Annotated in this window: 25 protein-coding genes and 1 pseudogene; 21 read left to right on the plus strand and 5 right to left on the minus strand. The window is 42.4% G+C overall.

Annotation, left to right across the window (positions count from 1 at the left end; all coding sequences use genetic code 11):
• Window positions 1–137: 137 nt before the first annotated feature.
• From ACERC8_RS04030 to ACERC8_RS04065, 8 genes are all read left to right on the plus strand, one after another.
• Window positions 138–1,451 carry an ABC transporter substrate-binding protein gene (locus tag ACERC8_RS04030; RefSeq protein ID WP_373658610.1) on the plus strand — a complete coding sequence of 438 codons (1,314 nt, stop codon included), beginning with the start codon at window positions 138–140 and terminating at the stop codon, window positions 1,449–1,451.
• Window positions 1,452–1,555: 104 nt separating this feature from the next.
• Window positions 1,556–2,422 (plus strand): carbohydrate ABC transporter permease, encoded by an 867-nt coding sequence (locus tag ACERC8_RS04035; RefSeq protein ID WP_040798436.1) that lies wholly within the window; start codon window positions 1,556–1,558, stop codon window positions 2,420–2,422.
• Window positions 2,423–2,432: 10 nt separating this feature from the next.
• Window positions 2,433–3,266: a carbohydrate ABC transporter permease gene (locus tag ACERC8_RS04040; protein ID WP_373658611.1), complete on the plus strand. Its 834-nt coding sequence runs from the start codon at window positions 2,433–2,435 to the stop codon at window positions 3,264–3,266.
• 89 nt (window positions 3,267–3,355) lie between these two features.
• A complete protein-coding gene (locus ACERC8_RS04045; protein ID WP_373658612.1) occupies window positions 3,356–3,808 on the plus strand; it encodes a YhcH/YjgK/YiaL family protein in 453 nt (150 codons plus the stop codon).
• A 58-nt stretch (window positions 3,809–3,866) separates the two neighbouring features.
• Window positions 3,867–4,511, plus strand: a complete 645-nt coding sequence (locus ACERC8_RS04050) for a DUF624 domain-containing protein (protein ID WP_373658613.1) — start codon at window positions 3,867–3,869, stop codon at window positions 4,509–4,511.
• Between the two features lie 225 nt (window positions 4,512–4,736).
• Window positions 4,737–5,651, plus strand: a complete 915-nt coding sequence (locus ACERC8_RS04055; RefSeq protein ID WP_373658614.1) for a dihydrodipicolinate synthase family protein — start codon at window positions 4,737–4,739, stop codon at window positions 5,649–5,651.
• Between the two features lie 66 nt (window positions 5,652–5,717).
• Window positions 5,718–6,602 carry an ROK family protein gene (locus tag ACERC8_RS04060; RefSeq protein WP_373658615.1) on the plus strand — a complete coding sequence of 295 codons (885 nt, stop codon included), beginning with the start codon at window positions 5,718–5,720 and terminating at the stop codon, window positions 6,600–6,602.
• Window positions 6,603–6,651: 49 nt separating this feature from the next.
• The gene (locus ACERC8_RS04065; protein WP_373658616.1) at window positions 6,652–7,620 is read left to right on the plus strand and encodes an acetylxylan esterase; all 969 of its coding nucleotides are present in this window, start codon (window positions 6,652–6,654) and stop codon (window positions 7,618–7,620) included.
• 20 nt (window positions 7,621–7,640) lie between these two features.
• Here the strand turns inward: ACERC8_RS04065 and ACERC8_RS04070 are convergent, their stop codons facing one another.
• A complete protein-coding gene (locus ACERC8_RS04070; RefSeq protein ID WP_373658617.1) occupies window positions 7,641–8,459 on the minus strand; it encodes a MurR/RpiR family transcriptional regulator in 819 nt (272 codons plus the stop codon).
• A gap of 108 nt (window positions 8,460–8,567) precedes the next feature.
• Between ACERC8_RS04070 and ACERC8_RS04075 the strand changes: the two genes are divergently transcribed.
• Genes ACERC8_RS04075 through ACERC8_RS04085 form a run of 3 tightly spaced genes read left to right on the plus strand, consistent with a single transcriptional unit; the run spans window position 8,568 to window position 10,155 of the window.
• The gene (locus ACERC8_RS04075) at window positions 8,568–8,783 is read left to right on the plus strand and encodes a YqgQ family protein (RefSeq protein ID WP_373658618.1); all 216 of its coding nucleotides are present in this window, start codon (window positions 8,568–8,570) and stop codon (window positions 8,781–8,783) included.
• Window positions 8,776–9,747 carry an ROK family glucokinase gene (locus ACERC8_RS04080; RefSeq protein WP_373658619.1) on the plus strand — a complete coding sequence of 324 codons (972 nt, stop codon included), beginning with the start codon at window positions 8,776–8,778 and terminating at the stop codon, window positions 9,745–9,747. The genes ACERC8_RS04075 and ACERC8_RS04080 overlap by 8 nt, the downstream gene beginning before the upstream one ends.
• 21 nt (window positions 9,748–9,768) lie before the next feature.
• Window positions 9,769–10,155: a rhodanese-like domain-containing protein gene (locus ACERC8_RS04085; protein WP_373658664.1), complete on the plus strand. Its 387-nt coding sequence runs from the start codon at window positions 9,769–9,771 to the stop codon at window positions 10,153–10,155.
• Between the two features lie 53 nt (window positions 10,156–10,208).
• Here ACERC8_RS04085 and ACERC8_RS04090 read toward each other — a convergent pair whose 3' ends face one another.
• Window positions 10,209–11,069 (minus strand): helix-turn-helix domain-containing protein, encoded by an 861-nt coding sequence (locus ACERC8_RS04090; protein ID WP_373658620.1) that lies wholly within the window; start codon window positions 11,067–11,069, stop codon window positions 10,209–10,211.
• Between the two features lie 190 nt (window positions 11,070–11,259).
• Here ACERC8_RS04090 and ACERC8_RS04095 point away from each other — a divergent pair, with 190 nt between their 5' ends.
• The 10 genes and pseudogenes from ACERC8_RS04095 (at window position 11,260) to ACERC8_RS04140 (ending at window position 19,538) form a co-directional block, all read left to right on the plus strand.
• Complete coding sequence (locus ACERC8_RS04095) at window positions 11,260–11,427, plus strand: hypothetical protein (protein ID WP_373658621.1); 168 nt, start codon at window positions 11,260–11,262, stop codon at window positions 11,425–11,427.
• A 39-nt stretch (window positions 11,428–11,466) separates the two neighbouring features.
• Entirely contained in the window at window positions 11,467–13,686 is a 2,220-nt protein-coding gene (locus ACERC8_RS04100) for a peptidase domain-containing ABC transporter (protein ID WP_373658623.1), read from the plus strand.
• Window positions 13,679–14,146, plus strand: coding sequence for an AraC family transcriptional regulator (locus ACERC8_RS04105; protein WP_373658624.1), 468 nt, complete (start codon window positions 13,679–13,681; stop codon window positions 14,144–14,146). Before ACERC8_RS04100 ends, ACERC8_RS04105 begins: the two co-directional genes overlap by 8 nt.
• Window positions 14,143–14,937, plus strand: a complete 795-nt coding sequence (locus ACERC8_RS04110; protein WP_373658625.1) for a hypothetical protein — start codon at window positions 14,143–14,145, stop codon at window positions 14,935–14,937. Before ACERC8_RS04105 ends, ACERC8_RS04110 begins: the two co-directional genes overlap by 4 nt.
• Before the next feature lie 99 nt (window positions 14,938–15,036).
• Window positions 15,037–15,483 carry a hypothetical protein gene (locus tag ACERC8_RS04115; protein ID WP_373658626.1) on the plus strand — a complete coding sequence of 149 codons (447 nt, stop codon included), beginning with the start codon at window positions 15,037–15,039 and terminating at the stop codon, window positions 15,481–15,483.
• 251 nt (window positions 15,484–15,734) lie between these two features.
• Window positions 15,735–16,001, plus strand: coding sequence for a hypothetical protein (locus ACERC8_RS04120; protein ID WP_373658627.1), 267 nt, complete (start codon window positions 15,735–15,737; stop codon window positions 15,999–16,001).
• Window positions 16,002–16,564: 563 nt separating this feature from the next.
• Window positions 16,565–16,633: pseudogene (locus ACERC8_RS04125) on the plus strand (argininosuccinate lyase); the annotation flags it as partial.
• On the plus strand, window positions 16,616–16,834 hold the full coding sequence (locus ACERC8_RS04130; protein ID WP_373658665.1) for a hypothetical protein: 219 nt from the start codon (window positions 16,616–16,618) through the stop codon (window positions 16,832–16,834). The pseudogene ACERC8_RS04125 and the gene ACERC8_RS04130, both read left to right, overlap by 18 nt.
• Before the next feature lie 595 nt (window positions 16,835–17,429).
• Window positions 17,430–19,274: a translational GTPase TypA gene (gene typA, locus ACERC8_RS04135; protein WP_373658628.1), complete on the plus strand. Its 1,845-nt coding sequence runs from the start codon at window positions 17,430–17,432 to the stop codon at window positions 19,272–19,274.
• A gap of 15 nt (window positions 19,275–19,289) precedes the next feature.
• The gene (locus tag ACERC8_RS04140; protein ID WP_373658629.1) at window positions 19,290–19,538 is read left to right on the plus strand and encodes a DUF3165 family protein; all 249 of its coding nucleotides are present in this window, start codon (window positions 19,290–19,292) and stop codon (window positions 19,536–19,538) included.
• 308 nt (window positions 19,539–19,846) lie between these two features.
• Here ACERC8_RS04140 and ACERC8_RS04145 read toward each other — a convergent pair whose 3' ends face one another.
• The 3 genes from ACERC8_RS04145 to ACERC8_RS04155 all read right to left on the minus strand — a co-directional run bounded on the left by ACERC8_RS04145 (window position 19,847) and on the right by ACERC8_RS04155 (window position 22,702).
• Entirely contained in the window at window positions 19,847–20,401 is a 555-nt protein-coding gene (locus ACERC8_RS04145; protein ID WP_373658631.1) for a cysteine hydrolase family protein, read from the minus strand.
• A gap of 5 nt (window positions 20,402–20,406) precedes the next feature.
• Window positions 20,407–21,186, minus strand: a complete 780-nt coding sequence (gene codY / locus ACERC8_RS04150) for a GTP-sensing pleiotropic transcriptional regulator CodY (RefSeq protein WP_373658666.1) — start codon at window positions 21,184–21,186, stop codon at window positions 20,407–20,409.
• Between the two features lie 301 nt (window positions 21,187–21,487).
• Complete coding sequence (locus tag ACERC8_RS04155) at window positions 21,488–22,702, minus strand: pyridoxal phosphate-dependent aminotransferase (protein ID WP_373658632.1); 1,215 nt, start codon at window positions 22,700–22,702, stop codon at window positions 21,488–21,490.
• Between the last annotated feature and the right edge of the window lie 276 nt (window positions 22,703–22,978).

A 22,978-nucleotide genomic window follows, 5' to 3' on the forward strand; every position in this document is an offset into this window, starting at 1 on the left:
CAGGCTCAACTGTCGAGTTAGCACTCAATGTGTCTAAGGGGCATTTCTTTGACCTTGAGACCGGCAAACGGATTAAACTATAATCCCTTATCATTATCGTTGTAAAAAAATAAAAAAATTTTTAAGGAGAATTTCTCATGAAAATGAAAAAATTGATGGCGTCATTGTTGACTGGTACTGCTGTTTTGGCTTTGGCTGCATGTGGTTCTAAGTCTGCAGAAACACCAGCTTCGTCTGAAGCAGCATCAGGTGGTGCAAAAACAGAAATCACTTGGTGGGCATTCCCAGTCTTTACTCAAGAAAATGCAAGCGATGGTGCTGGTACTTACGAGCAAAAAATCATTGATGCATTTGAAAAAGCTAACCCAGATATTGATGTGAAGTTGGAAACCATCGACTTTGCTTCAGGTCCAGAAAAAATCACAACAGCTATCGAAGCAGGTACTGCGCCTGATGTTCTCTTTGACGCACCAGGACGTATCATCACTTACGGAAAAAATGGTAAGTTGGCTGAATTGAACGACCTCTTTACAGCAGATTTTGAAAAAGACGTTGACCCTAACATTGTTAAAGCGTCTAAGGCTGGAGATACAGCTTACATGTACCCAATTTCATCTGCACCATTCTATATGGCCTTTAACAAGGCAATGTTAGAAGACGCTGGTGTAGCTGACTTGGTAAAAGATGGTTGGACAACAGCAGACTTTGAAAAAGTTATCAAAGCCCTCAAAGATAAAGGCTACAATGCTGGTTCACTCTTTGCCAATGGTCAAGGTGGTGACCAAGGAACACGTGCTTTCCTTGCTAACCTCTACAGTGGATCAATCACTGACCCTGAAGTCACTAAATACACAACTGACTCTGAACAATTCATCAAGGCTCTCTCTAGCGTGAAAGACTGGATGGATAAAGGTTACATCCTCAATGGTTCACAATACAACGGTGGTGATGATATCCAAAACTTTGCTAACGGACAAACATCATACACTATCCTTTGGGCACCAGCTCAAAATGGTTTGCAAGCTAAATTGCTTGAATCATCTAAGGTTGAAGTTGTAGAAGTACCGTTCCCATCAGAAGATGGTAAAGCAGACCTCGAGTACCTTGTAAATGGTTTTGCAATCTTTAACAATGACGATGCTAAAGTTGCTGCATCTAAGAAATTTATCCAATTCATCGCTGATGATGCTGAGTGGGGACCTAAGAACGTTGTTCGCACAGGAGCATTCCCTGTTCGTACATCATTTGGTAGCCTCTACAACGATGATCGTATGGCAAAAATCAGTGAGTGGACTAAGTACTACTCTCCATACTACAACACTATTGATGGCTTTGCAGAAATGAGAACATTGTGGTTCCCAACTCTTCAAGCTGTATCTAATGGTGATAAAGAGCCAGTAGCTGCTTTGAAAGAATTTACAGAGCAAGCTAATGCGACAATTAAGAAATAATTGAAATTGTAAATCCCCCGCTTTTTCAGCCCCAAAAGACAGAAAAAATGGGGGATTTTACAGTTCTTAGTAGAGGAGTTTCTATGCAAGTTAATAAATTAAAAATGCGAGAAACCATTGTATCCTATACCTTTCTCGCACCGATATTGGTCTTCTTTACAGTATTTGTGTTAGCTCCAATGATTATGGGCTTTGTGACGAGCTTTTTCCGTTATACACAAACTGAGTTTACCTTTATTGGTTTAGATAACTACATTCGTTTATTTAATGATGAAGTTTTTATTAAATCCTTGATCAACACGCTCATCATCGTGGTGGGGTCTGTACCAATTGTTGTCTTTTTCTCTCTCTTTGTGGCCTCACAGACTTATGAGAAAAATGTCATCTCTCGCTCATTCTATCGGTTTGTTTTCTTCTTGCCTGTCGTTACTGGTTCAGTAGCTGTAACGGTCGTTTGGAAATGGATTTACGACCCGCTATCAGGTATCCTAAACTTTGTTTTGAAGAGCGGTGGCATCATTGAACAGAACATCAGCTGGCTGGGTGATAAGCAGTGGGCCCTGTTGGCCATTATGATTATTTTGTTGACAACATCAGTTGGTCAACCAATCATTCTCTATATCGCTGCTATGGGTAACATTGATAACTCTTTAGTGGAAGCTGCTCGTATCGACGGAGCAAATGAGTTTCAGGTTTTCTGGCAGATTAAATGGCCAAGCCTCTTGCCGACTACCCTATATATTACAGTTATCACAACGATTAACTCCTTCCAGATTTTTGCGCTGATTCAGCTGTTGACATCTGGTGGACCGAACTACTCAACCAGTACCTTGATGTACTACCTTTACGAGAAAGCCTTCAAGCTGACTGAGTTTGGCTATGCCAACACCATCGGTGTCTTCTTGGCGGTCTTGATTGCCATCATCAGTTTTGCTCAGTTCAAGTTCTTGGGTAATGATGTGGAATATTAGGAGGTCAAGTATGAAACAGAAAAAAGCATTCACACCTTTTGGTATTATTTCAAGTATTATCTTGTTGCTCTTGACGGTTCTGTTTATTTTCCCATTTTACTGGATTATGACAGGGGCGTTCAAGTCACAACCTGATACCATCGTTATTCCGCCGCAATGGTGGCCAGCTGCGCCAACTTTTGAAAACTTTGAGAAACTGATCGTTCAAAACCCTGCCTTGCAATGGCTATGGAACTCTGTGTTCATCTCTTTGGTAACCATGATTTTGGTCTGTGTGACCTCGTCTTTAGCAGGTTATGTACTGGCGAAAAAACGTTTCTATGGACAAAAGCTACTCTTCTCTCTCTTTGTAGCAGCCATGGCTTTGCCGAAACAAGTTGTCTTGGTGCCTTTGGTTCGTATCATCAACTTTATGGGGATTCACGATACGCCAGCTGCTGTCATCTTGCCGCTTGTTGGTTGGCCGTTCGGTGTCTTCTTGATGAAGCAGTTTAGTGAAAATATCCCAACTGAGCTCTTAGAATCTGCCAAAATTGATGGCTGTGGTGAGATCAGAACCTTCGTCAGCGTCGCTTTCCCAATTGTAAAACCAGGTTTTGCAGCGCTAGCAATTTTCACCTTTATCAACTCATGGAACGATTACTTCATGCAGTTGGTTATGCTGACCTCTCGTCAGAATTTGACCATTTCACTCGGTGTTGCCACATTGCAAGCAGAACTGGCAACCAACTATGGTTTAATCATGGCTGGTGCTGCTCTGGCTGCAGTGCCGATTGTGGCGGTCTTCCTCATCTTCCAGAAATCCTTCACTCAGGGGATTACCATGGGAGCTGTTAAAGGTTAAACCTAATGAGTTATGGCTGGTTTGGACGCTTTGCATAATAGCAGAGCGGCTAGCCAGCTTTCATTCTGTCAAAAAGCGAGGAATTTGAAATGATTTATGATGATTTGAGCAAGCTAGACCGCTATAAAGGCTTGCATACTAATATTGATACGGCGATTGACTATTTGCTTAAAACCGACCTCAGCCAGTTGGAAATTGGTCGCCATACCATTGATGGGGACAAGGTATTCTTGCTCTTGCAAGACAACACACTGAACAGCGAGCCTAGCGAGAGTTTTGAGTACCACGCCAAGTATATGGACTTGCAATTACTGGTCTCAGGAAATGAGAACTTCCGTTACACTCGGACGATCGACGCAGATCTTCAACCATTTAATGAAGCAGACGATTTTGGTTTGATTCGCTCATCAGTGGGTCTTGACTTTGAATTAGATGGGCAAACCTTTATTATGGTTTATCCTGGCGAGTACCATCAGCCTAGTCAATTAGGTAAGGCTGGTTACCAGGTCAAAAAAGGCGTGATTAAAATTTTGATTGACTAATCACTGAGTTTGTTGCATGGACATCGAACAAAAAATAGTAGCAATGTAGGAGGAAAACATGAGTAAATCTAGGGAAATGATGAAAGCTGTTTTTGGCTTGGATAATGGGTTTATGCGAGCGGCAGAACGTCTCTTCGATTTACTCTTGTTGAACATTCTTTTTGTCTTGACCTGTTTACCTATCGTTACACTAGGAATTGGAAAACTGGCTCTTTATGCCACTGCAACAGAACTAAGGGAAAGAGGGCGCTTGTCACTTCTGTCTAGTTATTGGAAGCATGTCCGTCAAAACTGGAAACAAGGGCTGTTCCTTGGTCTAGTCGAAATTTTGGTGACAAGTATGGCACTTGTGGATTTGTGGCTCATTCAAGGGTTCGAAGGCTTTCCGGTTACCCTGATGACCATTGTTGCCTATGCGGTACTTTTTCTATCAGTGATGCTCCATCTATACGTCTATCCCGTGGCAGCCCAGTATGAACTTAGGATGAAAGACCTTTACATCAAAAGTTTCCTGCTAGCGGGTATCAATGGCCAGTGGAGTCTACTCCTCTTGGTGGTACTTGGGCTACTAGGACTTCTGATGACAAGTTCAGCCTATGGCTTGGTATTTGGGTGTGCTTTCCTTCTTATTATTGGTTGCTCTAGTCTGGTTTACGGGCACATGTTAATCATGACAAAGATTTTTGAGCGCTCAGTTCGTTAGATGATATGAAATTCTTTTCAGAAACTGATGAAATGGCTTAAATCGAGAAACTATAATCTAAATAGGGAAATACTCTTGAAAAACCTCCTAAAAGGGATAAAATGAAAGTAAGCTGGTTAACAGCCTGATTATTAAACAACATATTTGAATTGCTACCCAGAGTAGTAGAATAACACTAAATTTGGTTGTGGCTCTGCCATGACCTGAAAAGAAAAGGAGACAGTTATGTCAGATTTGAGCAAATACTACGGTATTATTCCTGCATTCTACGCCGCTTACGATGAAGCTGGTGAGGTCAGTCCCGAGGGTGTGCGTGCTTTGACCCAGTACTTTATTGACAAGGGTGTCAAAGGACTGTACGTGAACGGTTCATCTGGCGAATGTATCTACCAAAGTGTGGCCGATCGTAAGCTGGTGCTGGAAAATGTAATGGCTGTTGCAAAAGGCAAGCTGACCATCATCAACCATGTGGCTTGCAATAGTACTAAAGATTCTATTGAATTAGCTAAGCATTCAGAAGAATTGGGGGTTGATGCCATTGCAGCTATTCCACCGATTTATTTCCGTTTGCCGGATCATGCTATCGCTGCTTATTGGAATGCCATTAGTGATGCAGCGCCTAACACAGACTTCATCATCTACAATATTCCACAACTGGCTGGTGTAGCTTTGATGCCAACCTTGTACCGTACCATGCTTGACAATCCTCGTGTCATCGGTGTGAAGAACTCTTCTATGCCTGTTCAAGATATTGAAATCTTTAACAGCTTAGCTCCAGGTAAATTGGTCTTTAACGGTCCAGATGAGCAGTTCCTTGGCGGTCGTCTGATGGGTGCTGCTGGTGGTATTGGCGGTACCTACGGTGCTATGCCAGAACTTTTCTTGAAACTTGATGAGTTAATTGCTCAAGGCGACCTTGAAACAGCTAAGTCATTGCAGTATGAGATTAACAATATTATCGGTCATTTAGTTGTCGGACGTGGTAGCATGTATGCTGTTATTAAAGCTGTTCTGAAAGAACTTGAGGGTCTAGAGCTGGGTTCAGTACGCTCACCGCTAGCTCCTGTTGTTGAAGAGGACAAAGATCTTGTTCACAAAGCAGCCGAGTTAATTCGTGCTGCGAAGGCAAAATTTTGTTAAGATAAGGTAATAAAGCAGGGTCGGAGGTCGGTAGCATCTTCGTCCCTTTTTAGATGGAGGGATATTATGGCAAAATATGTAGCCATTGATATTGGTGGCACTCAGATAAAGTATGGGCTAGTTGATGATATCGGAACGATTTTGGAACAACACAAGATTGATACCGAAGCTCATTTAGGTGGGCCAGCTATTCTTGATAAGGTCAGACAGATTGTCGCCACTTATCAAGCGGAACACCAATTGGTAGGTGTTGGGATTTCGTCAGCTGGCATGATTGACCCTGATAAGGGAGAGGTGTTCTATGCAGGACCTCAGATTCCAAACTATGCTGGCACAGCCTTTAAAGCGACAATTGAACGTGAATTTGGCCTACCATGCGAAGCAGAAAATGATGTTAACTGTGCCGGTTTGGCAGAGGCCAATAGCGGAGCTGCTAAGGGCGCAAAGATTGCTGCTTGCCTGACGATTGGAACAGGTATTGGGGGAAGTTTGCTGATTGATGGCAAAATTTTCCACGGCTTTAGCAATTCTGCCTGTGAGATTGGTTACCTACATATCTCTGATGGTGCTTTTCAAGATTTAGCATCAACGACAGCCTTGATTGCGGACGTCGCAAAGTCCACAGGAGATGATATTAGCCAGTGGAACGGTCTTCGTATCTTTGAAGAAGCTAAAAGTGGTCACCCGATCTGCCTTGCAGCCATTGATCGATTAGTTGACTATTTGGGTCAAGGCATTGCTAATCTCTGCTATGTGGTTAATCCAGAGGTCGTTGTTCTGGGTGGGGGCATTATGGCTCAGAGAGCGTTTTTACAAGACAAAATTGCTGCTGCCTTGAAGAAACATCTTGTGCCAAGTATTGCAGATAAGACCAGACTGGCTTTTGCAGAACATGAAAATGCTGCAGGCATGTTAGGTGCTTACTATCATTTTAGGCAAAAACAAGGGTAAGATTGCTTTCTCTACCCAATAACAAAATGAACGATACAGGAGAGACAACATGATTGATAATATGAGTTTGCAGGAAATGCAGACTTATCGTGGTCGCCATGAGGTGCCAAGTGATTTTGATGAGTTTTGGCAAGCTGAGTTAGATAGATTACCAGAGTTGCCTAACTACCGATTGGTGGAGCAGGATTTTGCCTTGCCGTCTGCTACCTGCTATGAACTCTGGTTTGATGGGACAAATGGTGGTCAGGTCTTTGCCAAATGTATTTTTCCAAAGACAGATAAAAAAGTGCCTATCCTCTTTTACTTCCACGGCTATCAGGGACAAAGTCCTGACTGGACAGAAAGTTTGAAATTTGTTGCTGCTGGTTATGGTGTGGTCTATATGGACGTCCGCGGGCAAGCTGGACGGTCTGTTGACTATGGTCAATTCGACGGCATGACGGTCAAAGGTCAGGTGATTCGAGGAGCTTTGGAAGGACCGCACAAACTCTTTTATAAAGACATCTACCTGGATGTTTACCAACTGGTCAACATCATTGCGGCTCAGGAATTTGTTGATGACTCAACTCTTGTTAGCTATGGAGCGTCTCAGGGTGGGGCATTGGCGCTTGTTGCAGCAGCTCTCAATCCTAAAATCACAAAAACAGCCTCAATTTACCCATTCTTATCTGATTTTAAACGGATTTTAGAGTTAGGTGATAACAGCGAACCTTACAATGAACTTTTCCGTTACTTCAAGTTTTCAGATCCATTCCATGAGACAGAGCATGATTTCTTAGCTAACTTATCTTACATCGACATCAAAAACTTAGCTCATCGAATCACCTGCCCAGTAGCCTTTGTTGTTGGTTTGGAAGATGAAATCTGCCCACCATCCACCCAATTTGCGATTTATAATCGGTTGCCTTGCCAAAAAGAGATGAAAATCTTGCCTGAGTATGGTCACGAAGCTTTGAACGTCAAAGTTAACGATTACATCTATGATTTTATCTTTGGCTCAAGGATTATTCGGCGATAAAATAAGTCTCCGCTAGAAAACTAGCGGAGATTGTTATCGTCTACCAAAGTATCCTTAAAGATAGTCTCTTTGGTTGTCTTATCAATAGACAGGTAGTAAGCATAGATGATGTCGATCATCATCAGTAGAGGCAACTGCGGTGAAATACGGTTGCCGTAGTTAAGGTGTCGTACAGAAGCAACGGCAACGTGTTCGTCAAAGACAAAACCATCAGGATTTTGTGTGGAAATGAGCACAGTCTTAGCTCCCTTTTTGGCAGCAATCTCCAAAGAATTGAGGATAGACTGAGTTTGTCCGGTCAAGGACAGGGCAAAGACTAGACACGTTTCATCTAAGATGCTGTTCGTCCAGACCATGTTATCGGCATCCGTTATCGCATCGCAGACGAGTCCTAGACGAGTGAACCGTAGTTTGGTCTCGCGCGCTACTAAACCAGAGCTACCGATGCCGTAAAAATAAACACGGCTAGCCTTGTCCAAAAGATGAGCTACTCGTTCCAACTTATCCTCGTCAACCAAGGCATTTGTCATGTCGACAATCTCTTTGTAGTCGACCAGCACGCGTTTGGTTAAGTCACGGTGAATATGTTGGAACTGGCTATCCAGATGCTTTTGCGAATTTTCGTATTCAAAAATAAATTCACGATAGCCCTTAAAGCCACACTTTTGAGCAAATCTGGTGAGAGCTGCAGGAGAGACGTGGAGCTGCTGACTAACAGCAGCTGAGCTAAGGTCGTAATGTTTGTTTTGAGCATCTAAAAAATAAGAGGCAATGTCTTGTTCGAGACGAGTCATGTCATCGAGACAAGATTCGATTTGAGCGATGATATGCTGTGGCATGATGTGTCCTTTAACTCCTTTTTTCTATTGTACCATAAAATGGCAGAATAGGTTGTAAACTCCTTATCTACTCTTGAAAAATAGCCGTATTTTTGCTACAATAGCCCTATGAAAACACTCTACGATGTGCAGCAATTGCTCAAACGTTTTGGGCTGATTATCTACATGGGTAAACGTCTTTATGACATTGAGGTCATGCAGATTGAGCTCAAACGGCTTTATGATCAGGAGTTAGTGGCGCGTGAGGAGTATCTGCTGGCTCAGTTGATTTTACGACGAGAACACAAGATCGAGATAGAACGTGAGGAGAACAAACATGGCTAAGAAATTGATTGGGATTGACCTTGGTGGTACAACGGTGAAGTTTGGTATTCTGACCTTAGACGGTCAGGTACAGGAAAAATGGGCCATTGAGACCAATATTCTGGAGGAAGGGCGCCATATTGTCCCTGACATTATCGCGTCTATCAAGCACCGTTTGGAACTGTACGGGATGAAACCCTCAGACATCGCAGGCATTGGCATGGGATCCCCAGGTGCAGTGGATCGTGAACAAAAAACGGTGACAGGAGCCTTTAACCTCAACTGGGCTAAAACTCAGGCGGTGGGGGCTGCTATTGCCCAAGAACTGGGTATCCCCTTTGCCATCGACAATGATGCCAATGTGGCGGCCTTGGGCGAGCGCTGGGTTGGTGCGGGAGATAATAAGCCAGATGTGGTTTTTGTGACGCTGGGAACTGGTGTTGGCGGTGGGATTATTGCTGATGGCAACCTGATTCACGGTGTGGCTGGTGCTGGTGGCGAGATTGGGCACATCATTGTTGAACCGGACGGAGGCTTTGCTTGTACTTGTGGCAATAGTGGCTGTCTGGAAACGGTGGCTTCAGCGACAGGAGTTGTTCGGGTCGCTCGTCTTTTGGCAGAGAGTTATGAGGGTGACTCCAGTATTAAAGCGGCGATTGACAACGGAGACGAGGTAACCAGCAAGGATATTTTTGTGGCAGCTGAGGCTGGAGATGCTTTCGCAGATAGCGTGGTGGAGCAGGTCGGCTTCTATCTAGGGCTGGCAGCGGCCAACATCTCTAACATTTTAAACCCTGATGCCGTGGTCTTCGGTGGTGGGGTATCTGCTGCTGGTGAGTTCTTGCGCGCTCGGATTGAGAAGTATTTTGTGTGCTTTACCTTCCCACAGGTACGTCAGTCAACTGTTTTGAAAATAGCAGAGCTGGGTAACGATGCGGGCATTATCGGGGCAGCCAGCTTGGCTAGTCAGTTTGTAACAGCATAAGGAGGAGCTATGTCTGATGTTATGATAACGGTAGCTGCATGGTTACTTGTTCTTGTCTTGATTGCCTACATTATTTGGAACTACTTCCGACTAAAAAAGGCAGCTAACTATGTATCGAATGCTACCTTTCAGGAGCTGATTCGTGCAGGCGGGCAACTGATTGATATACGTGACCCAAAACTTTTCCAACAAAAGCATATTTTAGGGGCGAGAAATTTTCCAATGCTGCCAAAAGCTCAGTTTGAAGCTTCTTTACCAGCTCTTCGTAAAAACAAGCCTGTCCTCATCTATGAGGGGGCCAGAGGGCAAGCGGCAGGTCGTGCGGTTCTTATCCTTAAAAAATCAGGCTTCACAGATATTTATGTGCTCAGCGAAGGCTTTGAGAGCTGGGAGGGGAAAGTGAAATAGATTTTTTTGAAGAGGGATTAAGTTAAAAGGAGAAGGAATAGTTTCCCCTCCTTTTACTTATTCTGTTGATTGAGATAGGTTTCAATTGTCATCAGTAGTTGAGGGTGATCATATATTTTGCAGAGCTCCCTGGCTTGGAGATAGTAGTGGTGAGCTTGTTCTTTATCTAAGAAACTGAGCCCAGCATTTCCCACAAGAATTAGCAGGGGTGCCAGTTGATAGCTGGTTTGTTTTTCTTTGCAAAGGGCAATGGTTTCTAAAGCCTCATTAACTGCTTCTAGGTTTTTATCCTTTTCTAGGAGATGATAAACATGATTGTGCCTGGCTCGGATATAGCCCCAAAGCAATTCTTGATGATTTAAATCTTTTCCTTGGTAAGCAGCTAGTAATTTTTTGTAGTTATCTTCATAATCTTGATTTTTTCCGACTGTGGAGTAGAAATTACAGAGAGTGTTGAGAACTTTTAGGTAGAGGGCTGTTTTAGGCGATATGAAGGGCAAAATTCTTTCGACTGCCTCGATAGCTAACTCTTGTTTGTCGTAGAGGTAAAAATCTAATAATGCCTGTATCCAGTCAAGATAGGTCCTATCTTCGGTGGAGAGAAAGGCTTTTTTTTGTTTTTCTAAATCAAGGATGTAGGCCAAATCTTTGTAGTTGCGATTGTCTAGGAAACGCTGGGCTACCTGTTTAAACTGGCTGAGGCTAGAACTAACTTCAAACTGGTCATTAAAAAAATAGTCTAACGGGACTTTTAATCGTTGAGCGATTTTATAAAGCAAGTCAGCGGAAGGCATATAGTTACCTCGTTCAATTTTGCTAATTTGACTTTGTTCACAGATATTTTCAGCCAACTGTTTTTGTGACAAACCTCTTTCTTTTCGCTTGCTTTTTAGTTTTTCTGAAATGCTGTTCATTCTTAACTTGTCTTTCTAGAAGTTTTGATGTGATGAACTTTATTATATCAGTTTTATGGATAAAAGGCAAAAACAAACCAAGGTATATTCTTTTTAGAATTTTTTTTTTAAAAAAATCAAATAACACTTAAAAATAATTGACAGTTTCACAGGTATATGATAGAATCAACTCAGAAAGGGGTTACAATTTATGAAGAAAAAAGTGTCTTTTTGGAAACTTACAGCAGTGTTACTGGCAAGTTTTCTTGTTTGGGGAATGAAACCAACGGGATCTTCTAAGCCCGATAGAGGCGTGGATTATGAAACCGTCAAAACAACATCAAGTGACAAGGGAATTGATGTTGGGAGGGCTAACTAGCAATTCATCTCCCTAATCCTTGTTTTTTGAGAGGTCACTATGTTTAAAAATTATTCGTGTACTATGCAACACGATCAGTCTGATTGTGCAGCGGCGGTGGTTTCTACCATCTTGCGAACTTATAAAAAAGAGTTGTCCCTTATGAAAATCCGTGAAGTTATCGGAACAGATATGTACGGAACAACTGTTAGTGGTATTGTGACAGGACTGGAAAAGCTTAATTTCACTGTGAGAGCTGTTAGGGTAGCTCAATCTGACTTGACGACTGGTGTGACTTTTCCAGCTATCTTGCAAGTTAAGAATGAACAAGGTCAAAATCATTTTGTTGTCTTACACGCTCTAAAAAAAGGAGGACGATACTTGGTTGCCGATCCTGCTAGGGGTTTAAATACCCTGAGTGAGGAAGAGTTAGAAAAGATTTATCAAGGCATTGCTCTTTTTATGGTACCAAATTCAGAATTTGAGAAGGGACGATTAAAAAATCAGGGCTTGTGGCGATTATTTGCGAGGCTGATTGTCAGTCAAAAGAGCTTGGTGTTGACGGTTATCTTGGCATCATTTCTCCTGAGTGTTCTTGGTATTCTATCTAGTCTCTTTTCTAAGGTTATCATGGATGAGGTCATTCCCTATGGTTTAAAGAACAGTCTTTATCTATTTTTACTTGTTTTTGGCGTCGTGTCTTTTTTACAGAGTCTGTTATCAGCTTTTAGGCAACATATTCTTCTCTTTCTGTCCAGAAAGATTGATATTCCTGTCTTGTTAGGCTATTATGACCACATCATTCATCTGCCTTATAGTTTTTTTGGAAGTCGTCGGGTCGGGGACGTTTTGACTAGATTTCAAGATGCTATGACCATCAAAAGTGTCTTTACATCGGCATCTATTTCACTTGTGATGGATATTAGCTTGTCTCTTATTAGTGCTGTGGTTTTATGGACGATTAATTCTTCTTTGTTTTTGATTTTAGTTCTGATGGTTATGGTCAACATTGTTTTGATTTATTGTTTTAAAAAGCCCTACAAAACCATTAATCAGGAGCAGATGGAGGCGGGGAGCCTTTTGAACTCTCAATTGATTGAGTCAATCCGAAACATTGATACCATAAAATCCCAACACGATGAGCGGCAACGCCTTGATAAGATTGAAGAGAAATTTGTCCATACTCTGGAAATTGGTTATAAGGAAGGGGTCTTACAAAATCTTCAATCAACTATTTCCTCTGTAGTGGCTACCTTAGGTGGTCTGGTCTTTATGGGGATGGGTGCTTTATTTATCATTGATGGTAAGATGACGGTCGGGGATTTACTGGTGTTTCAGACGCTTAGTCAGTATTTTACAGAGCCCGTTCAGAACCTGGTGAGCTTGCAATTAACCTTTCAAGAAGTTCAAGTAGCGGTTAGTCGCTTGGAAGAATTGATGTCCGTTGACCGAGAAGATCAAGCGGAGGACTATAGTGTCTTCGACTTTGATTTACTCGGAGACATTATATTTTCCAATGTGACCTATGCCTATGGTTCACGACCACCGATTTTGAAGGATTTTAATTTGGAAATTAAACAAGGAGAGAAGATTGCTTTTGTCGGAGAAAGTGGTGCGGGCAAGAGTACCTTGGTGCGCTTGTTGCTTCGCTTTATAGATCCTAATAGTGGACAGATTCGAATTGGTTCACATGACTTGGTTGACCTAAATTATGGACGCTTACGTCAAAAAATTGCCTACATTCCTCAAAATGTGGAACTCTTTTCAGGAACCATCATTGACAACCTCAAAGTTGGTCATCCAGATGCAACTTATGAAGATATGGTCAGGGTCTGTCGTTTGGTGGGGGTTCACGATACTATCCAGCGTTTGCAGAACCGCTACGGCTCTTTTGTTGAAGAAGGAGGTCAAAATTTTTCTGGTGGTGAAAAACAGCGTCTAGCCATTGCAAGGGCTTTGCTCGGTCAAGCAGATTTATACATTTTTGATGAAGCGACATCTAACTTGGATTCCTTTAGTGAGCATATTATCCAGGAGTTGATGTTTAACAGGATTATGGGGAAGACAACGATTATTGTTGCCCATCGCTTATCTACGATTTTACGTTGTGACAAGATTTGTCTCTTGGAGAATGGAGCCATTGTTGAATATGGCACACATGAGCAACTGATGGCTCAAAAGGGCAAATATGCCCAGATGATTGGTTTGCAACATATTTCTTTACAGCAAACCAGTCAGCAAACACTAATCATGGAGACAGAGGAGGTTAGTTATGGCTAAATTAGAGATTAAGGAGCAGAAAAAACTCGTTCTAAAACAGGTTATTTGCCAAAAGTTATCAAGTGTGCAACTAGATGCCGTTGATGAAGCGATTGACAAGTTTCAGAAACATCTAGCTCTCTTGAAGGTACAGGTTTTTGGACCTCTAGTTGTTAAAAGTGGAGGTACTCAGATTCACGATGACGGTCAGTTGACAACGGATTTTGAGCTCTATGTTCAGGCGCATGATTATAGACAATACGATAAATTTTATGAGGTCTATGAGATGCTGACAGTTCCTAATTGCCTTTACCTTCGGTTTGAGGATAGCCCAGAGTATTTACAGTTGGCATATTCCAAGTTAGAGTGTCATATTTACGAAAATGATATTCAGACGGACGGTACGAATTACACCGTTTATGTGGCATCTTCCCCTGAGCGTCTGACGGTTGATATTTTTAGACCTGTGATGAGCCTATGAAACTATATCAAAAATCAGACTTACGTTATTCTAGGGTTTTCTTTGATAAGAGACCGCCAGCCTACGCTTTTATCTTGATTTTTTCGACGGCTCTAATGTTGTTTTCTGGTTTGTTTGTGGCTGCTCATCTGCCTAAGAACTATATCGTCAAGGCGAGAGGGAGTGCTGTGATTACAGGAACAGAGTTTCTATCTGCTGTTGCTCCTGGAAAAATCGTGACCATGCACAAGGCAGAAGGAGAGATGGTAACAGTAGGAGAGGTTATCTTATCTCTCTCTAGTGGTCAGGAAGGGCTACAGGCCGAGTCTTTGAACAAACAGTTGGATAAGTTGAAAGCTAAGGAAGCTATTTTCCAAAAATATGAGCAGTCGCTCAATGAGAAAATCAACTATATGACCAATACGGGGGAGGAGCAGGAGTATTATGGCAAGGTGGAATATTACTTGTCTCAGCTAAAATCTGAAAGTTATAGCAACGGCAGTCAGTATGATAAGTTGCAAGATGAGTATGCCAAGTTAAATAAGCTTTGGGGAGAGAAAAATCAATTGGAACTTGATTTGCAGACCCAGCAGAATGAACTGGTACAGTTACAAACTCTAACAGTCTTAGAGCCAGAGCCTATAGCAGAAATAGAACAGCCAGCAGAACAAGAATCAGAAGTGTCAACTACTGTTCAAGAGGAGCAAAATAAGACCAGACAGACCGAGTTAACCTCAAAAATAGAAACAACAAAATCGAGTTTGACTGCTAAGGTCACGGAAATCGAGGGTCAGCAATCAAGTGTTAAATAACTCGAACGTTCCTACAATGACCCTACCTCGCAATCTTATAGTACCTATGCCCAGCTCATCAGTGAATTAGGAACAGCACGAACGGCAAATAATAAGGCTATGATGGAATTAGATGCTAACTTAGGTGTGGCAACAGGTCAGGATAAGGCCTATCATTTAACTGCTCAAAGTGACGGGATTCTTCACTACCTAACCCCTCTCAAGCAAGGGATGAGTGTTCAGACCAACCAAACAGTTGCCGAAATTTCTAGCAGTCAAAGAGAAGCTTATGTTGAGGCTTTCGTGATGGCCAATGACATCTCAAGAGTTAGTTTAGGTAGTCGGGTTGATGTGGCCATCACAGGGGTCAACAGTCAAAAATACGGCACTCTAAAGGGTCGTGTGACCCAGCTTGACTCAGGGACGATCACCCAGGAAACCAAGGAGGGGACAGTGAGCCTTTATAAAGTGCTTATTGAGCTAGAGACCGTGAGCTTAAAACATGATCACGAGGTTATCGTCCTCCAAAAAGACATGCCTGTTGAAGCAAGGATTGTCTATGATTAGGAGACCTATCTGGACTGGCTGTTGGAACTCCTGAGCTTTAAACAATAAGGATGGTTTTAAGCTTCATTTTTAGATAAATTCCTCCTCGTTAAGGGAAAGGCTAGCGAGCATATCTAGGATGGGATGTAAAACAATGTTGTCTTTCAGTTTGTTAGACCTTGGTCTAACCACGCTAAATTAAAGGAGAAAATTTATGGAACTCGTATTACCAAACAACTATATTGCCCTTGAACAAGAGGAGATGATGTATCTTGATGGGGGGGTGGTCAAAAGAATTAGCTATTTCTAATTTGAAAGCACTTTTAGGTGTCTCAGCAATAGCTTTTGCTGCGAAAGCTCTTTGGAATTTCATGACTAGTAGAAATGGCGAAACTATAACTTATGCTACAACTATGGCAAAAATGGCCTGGACAGGTGTGAAAATGGCTTGGATGCTTCCAGTGTGGGCTTGGGTCACGGGTTTAGCAGCAGGTGGGGCCTTTATCTATGCGATTGGAACATGGAGTTTATTTGGGTGAAGAACAGTTATTTTTTAGAATTTAAATCGCTAAAACCTTATCAGAGAGTAATTGTTTTGTTACTAACATTTCTTTTAGGGTATGCTCTAGGGACATTGAGTTTATTAAAATGATTTCTTTTATTTATACGTTATTAGTTACTTTGTTCATGCTGTATTTTAGCACAAACTACTATGTTGGTTTTTTACTGCTGAGTTTTGGAATACTGTTCTATAGAAATAGTTTAGGATTAAAATCGTACATTTTTGGATATATTTTTTTATTTCAAAAGAGAAAATTACAGAATGAAATTCTGAATATCATTTCTAGTTCACTCTTTGTACTCACTTATTTTTATGAAGAACTAGTAACTCTTCATTTAGCAAATATTATCAGTGTCTTTACTTTAAATGTTGTGCTCTATTTTTGGCTATTTCAGGGACTACCAATCACTCGGAAAATTGTATTTGATGGTAAGAGTAAAGGGAAATGTTAGCAAGCCTATTCGGAATGATACGTAAAACAATGTCGCTAACCACTTTGTTAGATCTTGGTCTAACCACGCTAAATAAAGGAGAAAATTTATGGAACTCGTATTACCAAACACCTATGTTGTCCTTGAGCAAGAAGAGATGATGTACCTTGAGGGGGGAGAACCAATGTCAGTTGCTGCTATTGTGTCATTGGCTATAGCAATTGGTGGTGCGTCATATAGTACAGGGTATGTACTAGGAGAAAGAGTCTATTATTCAGGATATAAAAATTCTGATTATCAACGAAACAAGTGGGCTATTAGAGGTGCTATGATAGTTGCATTTGGATCGGTAGGTGCGACAATTATGCTTGGTTTTTAAAATAGATACTATGCCTTAGTTACTGGTCGAGGATGATATGCTGAGAATAATAGGAATCGTGCAAGCTTTAGTGCTTATAATGCTTTCAGTTGCTTTTTTCTTATCACGGGAAAAATTTGATTCGTTAAATATTGTACTTATCATGATAGTACTATCTCAGTTATTCTTGTTAATATCTATTTTGAAAGGTGGCTATAAGTAATTAACTGTGATTTGAATTAAGCGATTTGTTACCGTTAGAAATTTGTAATAAAACGTGGTAGTTCCATATGAATCTTTTAAAGCGGAGGTTAATCGCTTTAATTATGAATCATATGGAAGTTTTTTACGTTTCAAAGGCTCTATAATCAAATTTCTAAAGTGAACTTATACTCTTTGAAAATCAGACGTCGTCAACTCGCCTAGCCGTACCATCAGTACAGCCGTCGACTCGTTTCCTGGTCTGATGGTGATTTTCTTTGAGTATTACTTCTAATAGAGAGGAATAGATTTTTTAGCTAGGTTACAAATGAAAACATTTACACCATCATCAGCTCTGCTATTTCCCAAAAAGTATGCTATAATGGTTCAGTTAAACTAGAAAAAAGAGGAAATTATGACCACTTTACGTACAGATATTAGAAACATTGCCATCATCGCCCACGTTGACCACGGAAAGACAACCTTGGTAGATGAGTTGCTCAAGCAATCCCAGACCCTCGATGCGCGGACAGAGTTGTCGGAGCGGGCTATGGATTCAAATGACATCGAAAAAGAGCGTGGCATCACTATTTTGGCAAAAAACACAGCTGTTGCTTATAATGATGTGCGTATCAATATCATGGACACCCCAGGTCACGCGGACTTCGGCGGTGAGGTTGAGCGGATCATGAAAATGGTTGATGGTGTTGTGCTGGTTGTTGATGCTTACGAGGGTACCATGCCTCAGACTCGTTTTGTGTTGAAGAAAGCTCTGGAACAAGATTTGACACCGATTGTGGTGGTTAACAAGATTGACAAACCATCTGCTCGTCCAGCAGAAGTTGTCGATGAAGTCTTGGAACTCTTCATCGAACTTGGCGCTGACGATGATCAGCTGGAATTTCCAGTTGTCTATGCGTCAGCCATCAACGGGACAACATCCTTATCAGATGATCCTGCGGATCAAGAAAAGACCATGAGCCACCTCTTTGATACTATCATCGAGCATATCCCAGCACCAGTGGATAATTCTGACGAGCCACTCCAGTTCCAAGTATCGCTCCTTGATTACAACGACTTTGTTGGTCGTATCGGTATCGGTCGTGTCTTCCGTGGTACGGTTAAGGTCGGTGACCAAGTGACCCTGTCTAAGCTCGATGGCACGACCAAGAACTTCCGTGTGACCAAGCTCTTTGGTTTCTTCGGCTTAGAGCGCAAGGAAATCCAAGAAGCTAAAGCGGGGGATTTGATTGCTGTTTCAGGGATGGAGGACATCTTTGTCGGAGAAACAGTGACGCCGACAGATGCAGTTGAAGCCCTGCCAGTGCTTCGTATCGATGAGCCGACCCTCCAGATGACCTTCCTTGTCAACAATTCCCCATTTGCAGGTCGTGAAGGTAAGTGGGTGACCTCTCGTAAATTGGAAGAACGCCTCTTGGCTGAGCTTCAAACCGATGTTTCCCTGCGCGTGGAGCCAACCGACTCACCTGACAAGTGGACGGTGTCTGGACGTGGTGAGTTGCACCTTTCTATCATCATCGAAACCATGCGCCGTGAGGGTTATGAACTTCAAGTCTCTCGACCAGAAGTGATTATCAAGGAGATTGACGGTGTCAAATGCGAACCCTTTGAACGCGTACAAATCGACACCCCAGAAGAGTATCAAGGCGCTATTATCCAAGCCCTGTCTGAGCGCAAAGGGGATATGTTGGACATGCAGATGGTCGGTAACGGTCAGACGCGTCTGATTTTCCTCATTCCAGCTCGTGGCTTGATTGGTTTTTCAACCGAGTTCCTATCCATGACCCGTGGTTACGGGATTATGAACCACACCTTTGACCAATACCTGCCGATGGTTGCTGGTGAGATTGGCGGTCGCCACCGTGGTGCTCTCGTCTCTATCGACCAAGGGAAGGCAACGACCTACTCCATCATGAGGATTGAGGAGCGCGGAACAATCTTTGTTAACCCAGGCACGGAAGTCTACGAAGGTATGATTATCGGGGAAAATTCACGCGACAACGATTTGACGGTGAACATCACCACAGCCAAACAGATGACCAACGTCCGTTCAGCAACCAAAGACCAGACAGCTGTGATTAAAACCCCACGTATTTTGACCTTGGAAGAATCTCTTGAATTCCTCAACGACGACGAGTACATGGAAGTTACCCCTGAGTCTATTCGCCTACGTAAACAAGTGCTCAACAAAGCAGAGCGTGATAAGGCAGCGAAAAAGAAAAAATTAGCAGCTGAGTAAGCTAGGGAGGTCGCGGTGTTTTATCTCATTGTTGGCGTATTACTAGCTATCTACTATATTTTTGCTGCACCGAAGACGATTAAGGGAACGCTAAATACCGTACTGGTTGTCGGTGTGCTAGCCCTCTGCTTGGTTTTAGGAGTTTTAGGGCTTATAAAAGTGATGCAGTCGCCACCAGAAATTTTTGTCGGCTTGCTCATGACAATTCTTGGGGTGTTCACCTTGAGAGACGTCGAAAAACTATCTCCTAAAAACAAAGGTTAACATCAGGATCTAATCCAGTTGAACAACTAGATGACAAATGAAAACTGACCAAGGGTAGTATGCCTTCAAACGCTACCTTTGGTCAGTTATTTTTGATGGTCTTTTATTTAACATGAGTCCTATCTATATGTATGGCGCTCCCAACTGTTGACCAAAATTAAAAATAGCTAGTTGCTATTTTTAATAGATATTTACTTTTAATTATTTAGCTGTTCATCTAAGCACCAACTGGTGTTATTTGATACAAGGATAGAGAAGTATCAGAACCTTAGTCAGTTGATTTGCAATAGAGATTCAGAGATAGGCGTTTATAAGGTTGTCACAGTTGTCCCAAGAACGGTCTCGAAATGAGCCAATGCCCATTCTTGTCGATTTTGGTCAAGTGTGGCAACAGCGTCAGCGATAATTTCGATCTGATAACCAAGATTATAGGCTGAGATTGCCGTATGAAGGACACAAATATCAGTTAAGACACCTGTTAGAATGACAGTTGTCACGCCCCGCTCCCTTAGCCGAATATCTAAGTCCGTGCCGGAAAATGCAGAGTAGTGACGTTTGTCTAACCAGAAGACACGGTCGGAGGTTTTGATAGTTTGAAAAACGTCATGTAACTGACCGTAGAGACGACGCCCCGCAGTCCCCTTGATGCTATGTGGGGGAAAAAGTCTTGATTCAGGGTGAAAGTGATCGTTGTCATCATGACCGTCAATCGCAAAGAAAACATAATCTCCCCGATTATAGGCGGTTTGAACGGAGCGAGAAATCGCCTGCTCAATAGCTTGGGCAGGCTTTCCTGCAGTTAACTTCCCCTCATCAGCTACAAAATCAACGGTATAATCAATGCAAATCAAAGCTTTAGCCATTTTGCTTAATTCTCCAAATGATCAAAAATACCGGTATTGAGAACTTTAATGTAGGTTCCTTTCATGCCGAGAGAGCGACTTTCGATAATCCCTGCGCTTTCTAGCTTACGAAGAGCATTAACAATCACACTGCGGGTAATGCCGATACGATCAGCGATAACAGAAGCAGTTAAGCGCCCTTCTGTGCCACCTAGTTCAGTCAAAATAGCTGAAACAGCTTTTGTTTCGGAGTAAGACAGAGTGTTGACCGCCATGGTAACAGCAGTTTCTTGACGAATGGTTTCCTCCATCTTTTCGTTTTGTAGGTTCAGTAGCTGTGTCCCAACAACAGTCGCCGCTAGTTCCGCTAAAATTAAATCCTCATCGGTAAACGGTTTATCATTTCTCCAGATAAAGAGGGTTCCTAATCGGCTCCCGCCACCATAAATCGGAGATAGGGTAGTTAGACCGTCAGGATAGACATCTTGGGCATCCATAGGAAAGATGGTTAATTCATCAGAAACAGGGACATTGGCCAAGGTCTCATAGACACGAGATACTGCTCTAATATAAATTTCTGGCAGTTGATTGGTTTCAAAAAATTCCTCAACTCGGTCATTAGTTGCCTTATAATTAAGACGGTAACCTAGAAAATGTCCTTTACTATCAATAATCGCTGCATTACAGTCAATGATGTCAGCTAATTGACCAGCCATTGCAGTGTAGGGCAGGTCATTGTCTAGTTGTTCGACAGTTCGTTGAAGAATGGCTGTTATTTTTCGAGTTTTCGTTAATAAGTTCACGATAGGTCTCTTTCTATTTTTTTGTCATTTCTATTATAGCAAAGCCGTTAAAGAATAGCAAACAATTATCTGAAAATTTTTTACTGTTTTGACGATTTTGATAATTGCCCTTAACTCAGGCAGTGAGATGTTGTCGGATATTTACCAGTCAAGACGTCTAGATAGCAAGCAGTAGGAGATGGCACAAGGAAAAAACCAGGAGGCGGTTTCAAAGAGAACCTAGAACGGATAATACACCAAGAATTGTGTTTTGGTGAAATGATATTAGCAAAATGAAAAGACTAGGACCTTTGTCCCAGTCTTATTAACGTTTGTAGCGATTCAGATGGCGAGCGAGTTTTTCTTGCAAGTCACCGAGTTCTTCGACGGTAGGCAAGTAGACAATGCGGAAGTGGTCTGGGTCTTTCCAGTTGAAGCCCCGACCATGCACAAGCATGACTTTTTCTTGCTTCAAAAACTCTAGGACAAATTGTTCATCGTCCTCAATCCGGTACATGTCTCGGTCAATCTTTGGAAAGACATAGAGTCCTGCCTTTGGCTTAACGGTAGACAGTCCAGGAATAGCATTGATAGCCCTGGTGATGAATTCACGTTGCTCGTAAAGGCGACCGCCAGGCTTTAGCAACTCATCCACTGATTGGTAGCCACCCAGAGAGGTTTGCACTACCTGCTGAGCAAGGACGTTGGAGCAAAGTCGCATGTTAGACATCATATTGAGCCCTTCAATGTAGCCCTTGACGTGGTCCTTGCGACCAGATAGAACCATCCAACCCACACGGAAGCCGCAGATACGGTGGGATTTGGAGAGACCATTCATGGTCACGACAAAGACATCTGGTGCCAGACTGGCAATCGGTGTGTGCTCCAGACCGTCAAAGACCATACGATCGTAAATCTCGTCTGAGAAGATAATCAGCTCGTGCTGGCGCGCGATTTCCACAATCTCTTCAAGAAGTTCCTTGGGATACAAGGCTCCTGTTGGGTTATTGGGATTGATGAGGACGATGGCCTTGGTGCGGTCAGAAATCTTGCTCTTGATGTCGTCAATGTCAGGGTTCCACTCGGCCTGTTCGTCGCAAATATAGTGAACGGCATGTCCTCCTGCCAGACTGACAGAAGCTGTCCACAGAGGGTAATCTGGCATCGGCACCAATACCTCATCCCCATTGTCCAAGAGCGCGTGCATGGACATGGTGATGAGCTCAGAGACCCCGTTTCCGATATAGATATCATCCACGTCAATATTTGGGAAATGCTTGAGCTGGCAATACTGCATGATTGCCTTGCGGGCAGAGAAAATCCCCTTGGAATTGGAATAGCCTTCTGACTGACGGGCATTGCGAATGAGGTCACGAATGACCTCATCAGGAGCGGTGAAGCCGAATTCGGCTGGATTACCAGTATTCAACCGTAAAATTCGCTCACCATTAGCCCGCATACGGTTGGCCTCATCAAGGACAGGACCACGAATGTCGTAAGCGACATGTTCTAATTTAGATGATTTGTTGTATTGTTTCATAAACTTACCTCGCTTAAAAATTATACTCCTATTTTTGTAAAATGTAAAAGAGAAGATGACGCATTTTGTTGATAGCGGTTTCTTTTTATGGTATAATAAATTTGTAAATCAGTTTGAAGGCAATGCTTCTAACTATAAAAATAAAGACAAAGAGGTACTTTCAGAGCAATAGAGCAATAGAGCAATAGAGCAATAGAGCAATAGAGCAATAGAGCAATAGAGCAATAGAGCAGAGCAAACGCCTTGCGACCGTCGAGATGTTCAGCAAACAGGAGG

It is taken from the genome of Streptococcus sp. E29BA (assembly GCF_041807805.1).
GTDB classification, from domain to species: Bacteria; Bacillota; Bacilli; order Lactobacillales; family Streptococcaceae; genus Streptococcus; species Streptococcus entericus.

Bases quoted from the DNA above. Each gene is read 5' to 3' on its own strand.
- ACERC8_RS04030 (WP_373658610.1), top strand. From the start codon at position 138: ATGAAAATGAAAAAATTGATGGCGTCATTGTTGACTGGTACTGCTGTT.
- ACERC8_RS04035 (WP_040798436.1), top strand. From the start codon at position 1,556: ATGCGAGAAACCATTGTATCCTATACCTTTCTCGCACCGATATTGGTC.
- ACERC8_RS04040 (WP_373658611.1), top strand. From the start codon at position 2,433: ATGAAACAGAAAAAAGCATTCACACCTTTTGGTATTATTTCAAGTATT.
- ACERC8_RS04045 (WP_373658612.1), top strand. From the start codon at position 3,356: ATGATTTATGATGATTTGAGCAAGCTAGACCGCTATAAAGGCTTGCAT.
- ACERC8_RS04050 (WP_373658613.1), top strand. From the start codon at position 3,867: ATGAGTAAATCTAGGGAAATGATGAAAGCTGTTTTTGGCTTGGATAAT.
- ACERC8_RS04055 (WP_373658614.1), top strand. From the start codon at position 4,737: ATGTCAGATTTGAGCAAATACTACGGTATTATTCCTGCATTCTACGCC.
- ACERC8_RS04060 (WP_373658615.1), top strand. From the start codon at position 5,718: ATGGCAAAATATGTAGCCATTGATATTGGTGGCACTCAGATAAAGTAT.
- ACERC8_RS04065 (WP_373658616.1), top strand. From the start codon at position 6,652: ATGATTGATAATATGAGTTTGCAGGAAATGCAGACTTATCGTGGTCGC.
- ACERC8_RS04070 (WP_373658617.1), bottom strand. From the start codon at position 8,459: ATGCCACAGCATATCATCGCTCAAATCGAATCTTGTCTCGATGACATG.
- ACERC8_RS04075 (WP_373658618.1), top strand. From the start codon at position 8,568: ATGAAAACACTCTACGATGTGCAGCAATTGCTCAAACGTTTTGGGCTG.
- ACERC8_RS04080 (WP_373658619.1), top strand. From the start codon at position 8,776: ATGGCTAAGAAATTGATTGGGATTGACCTTGGTGGTACAACGGTGAAG.
- ACERC8_RS04085 (WP_373658664.1), top strand. From the start codon at position 9,769: ATGATAACGGTAGCTGCATGGTTACTTGTTCTTGTCTTGATTGCCTAC.
- ACERC8_RS04090 (WP_373658620.1), bottom strand. From the start codon at position 11,069: ATGAACAGCATTTCAGAAAAACTAAAAAGCAAGCGAAAAGAAAGAGGT.
- ACERC8_RS04095 (WP_373658621.1), top strand. From the start codon at position 11,260: ATGAAGAAAAAAGTGTCTTTTTGGAAACTTACAGCAGTGTTACTGGCA.
- ACERC8_RS04100 (WP_373658623.1), top strand. From the start codon at position 11,467: ATGTTTAAAAATTATTCGTGTACTATGCAACACGATCAGTCTGATTGT.
- ACERC8_RS04105 (WP_373658624.1), top strand. From the start codon at position 13,679: ATGGCTAAATTAGAGATTAAGGAGCAGAAAAAACTCGTTCTAAAACAG.
- ACERC8_RS04110 (WP_373658625.1), top strand. From the start codon at position 14,143: ATGAAACTATATCAAAAATCAGACTTACGTTATTCTAGGGTTTTCTTT.
- ACERC8_RS04115 (WP_373658626.1), top strand. From the start codon at position 15,037: ATGATGGAATTAGATGCTAACTTAGGTGTGGCAACAGGTCAGGATAAG.
- ACERC8_RS04130 (WP_373658665.1), top strand. From the start codon at position 16,616: ATGTACCTTGAGGGGGGAGAACCAATGTCAGTTGCTGCTATTGTGTCA.
- typA (WP_373658628.1), top strand. From the start codon at position 17,430: ATGACCACTTTACGTACAGATATTAGAAACATTGCCATCATCGCCCAC.
- ACERC8_RS04145 (WP_373658631.1), bottom strand. From the start codon at position 20,401: ATGGCTAAAGCTTTGATTTGCATTGATTATACCGTTGATTTTGTAGCT.
- ACERC8_RS04155 (WP_373658632.1), bottom strand. From the start codon at position 22,702: ATGAAACAATACAACAAATCATCTAAATTAGAACATGTCGCTTACGAC.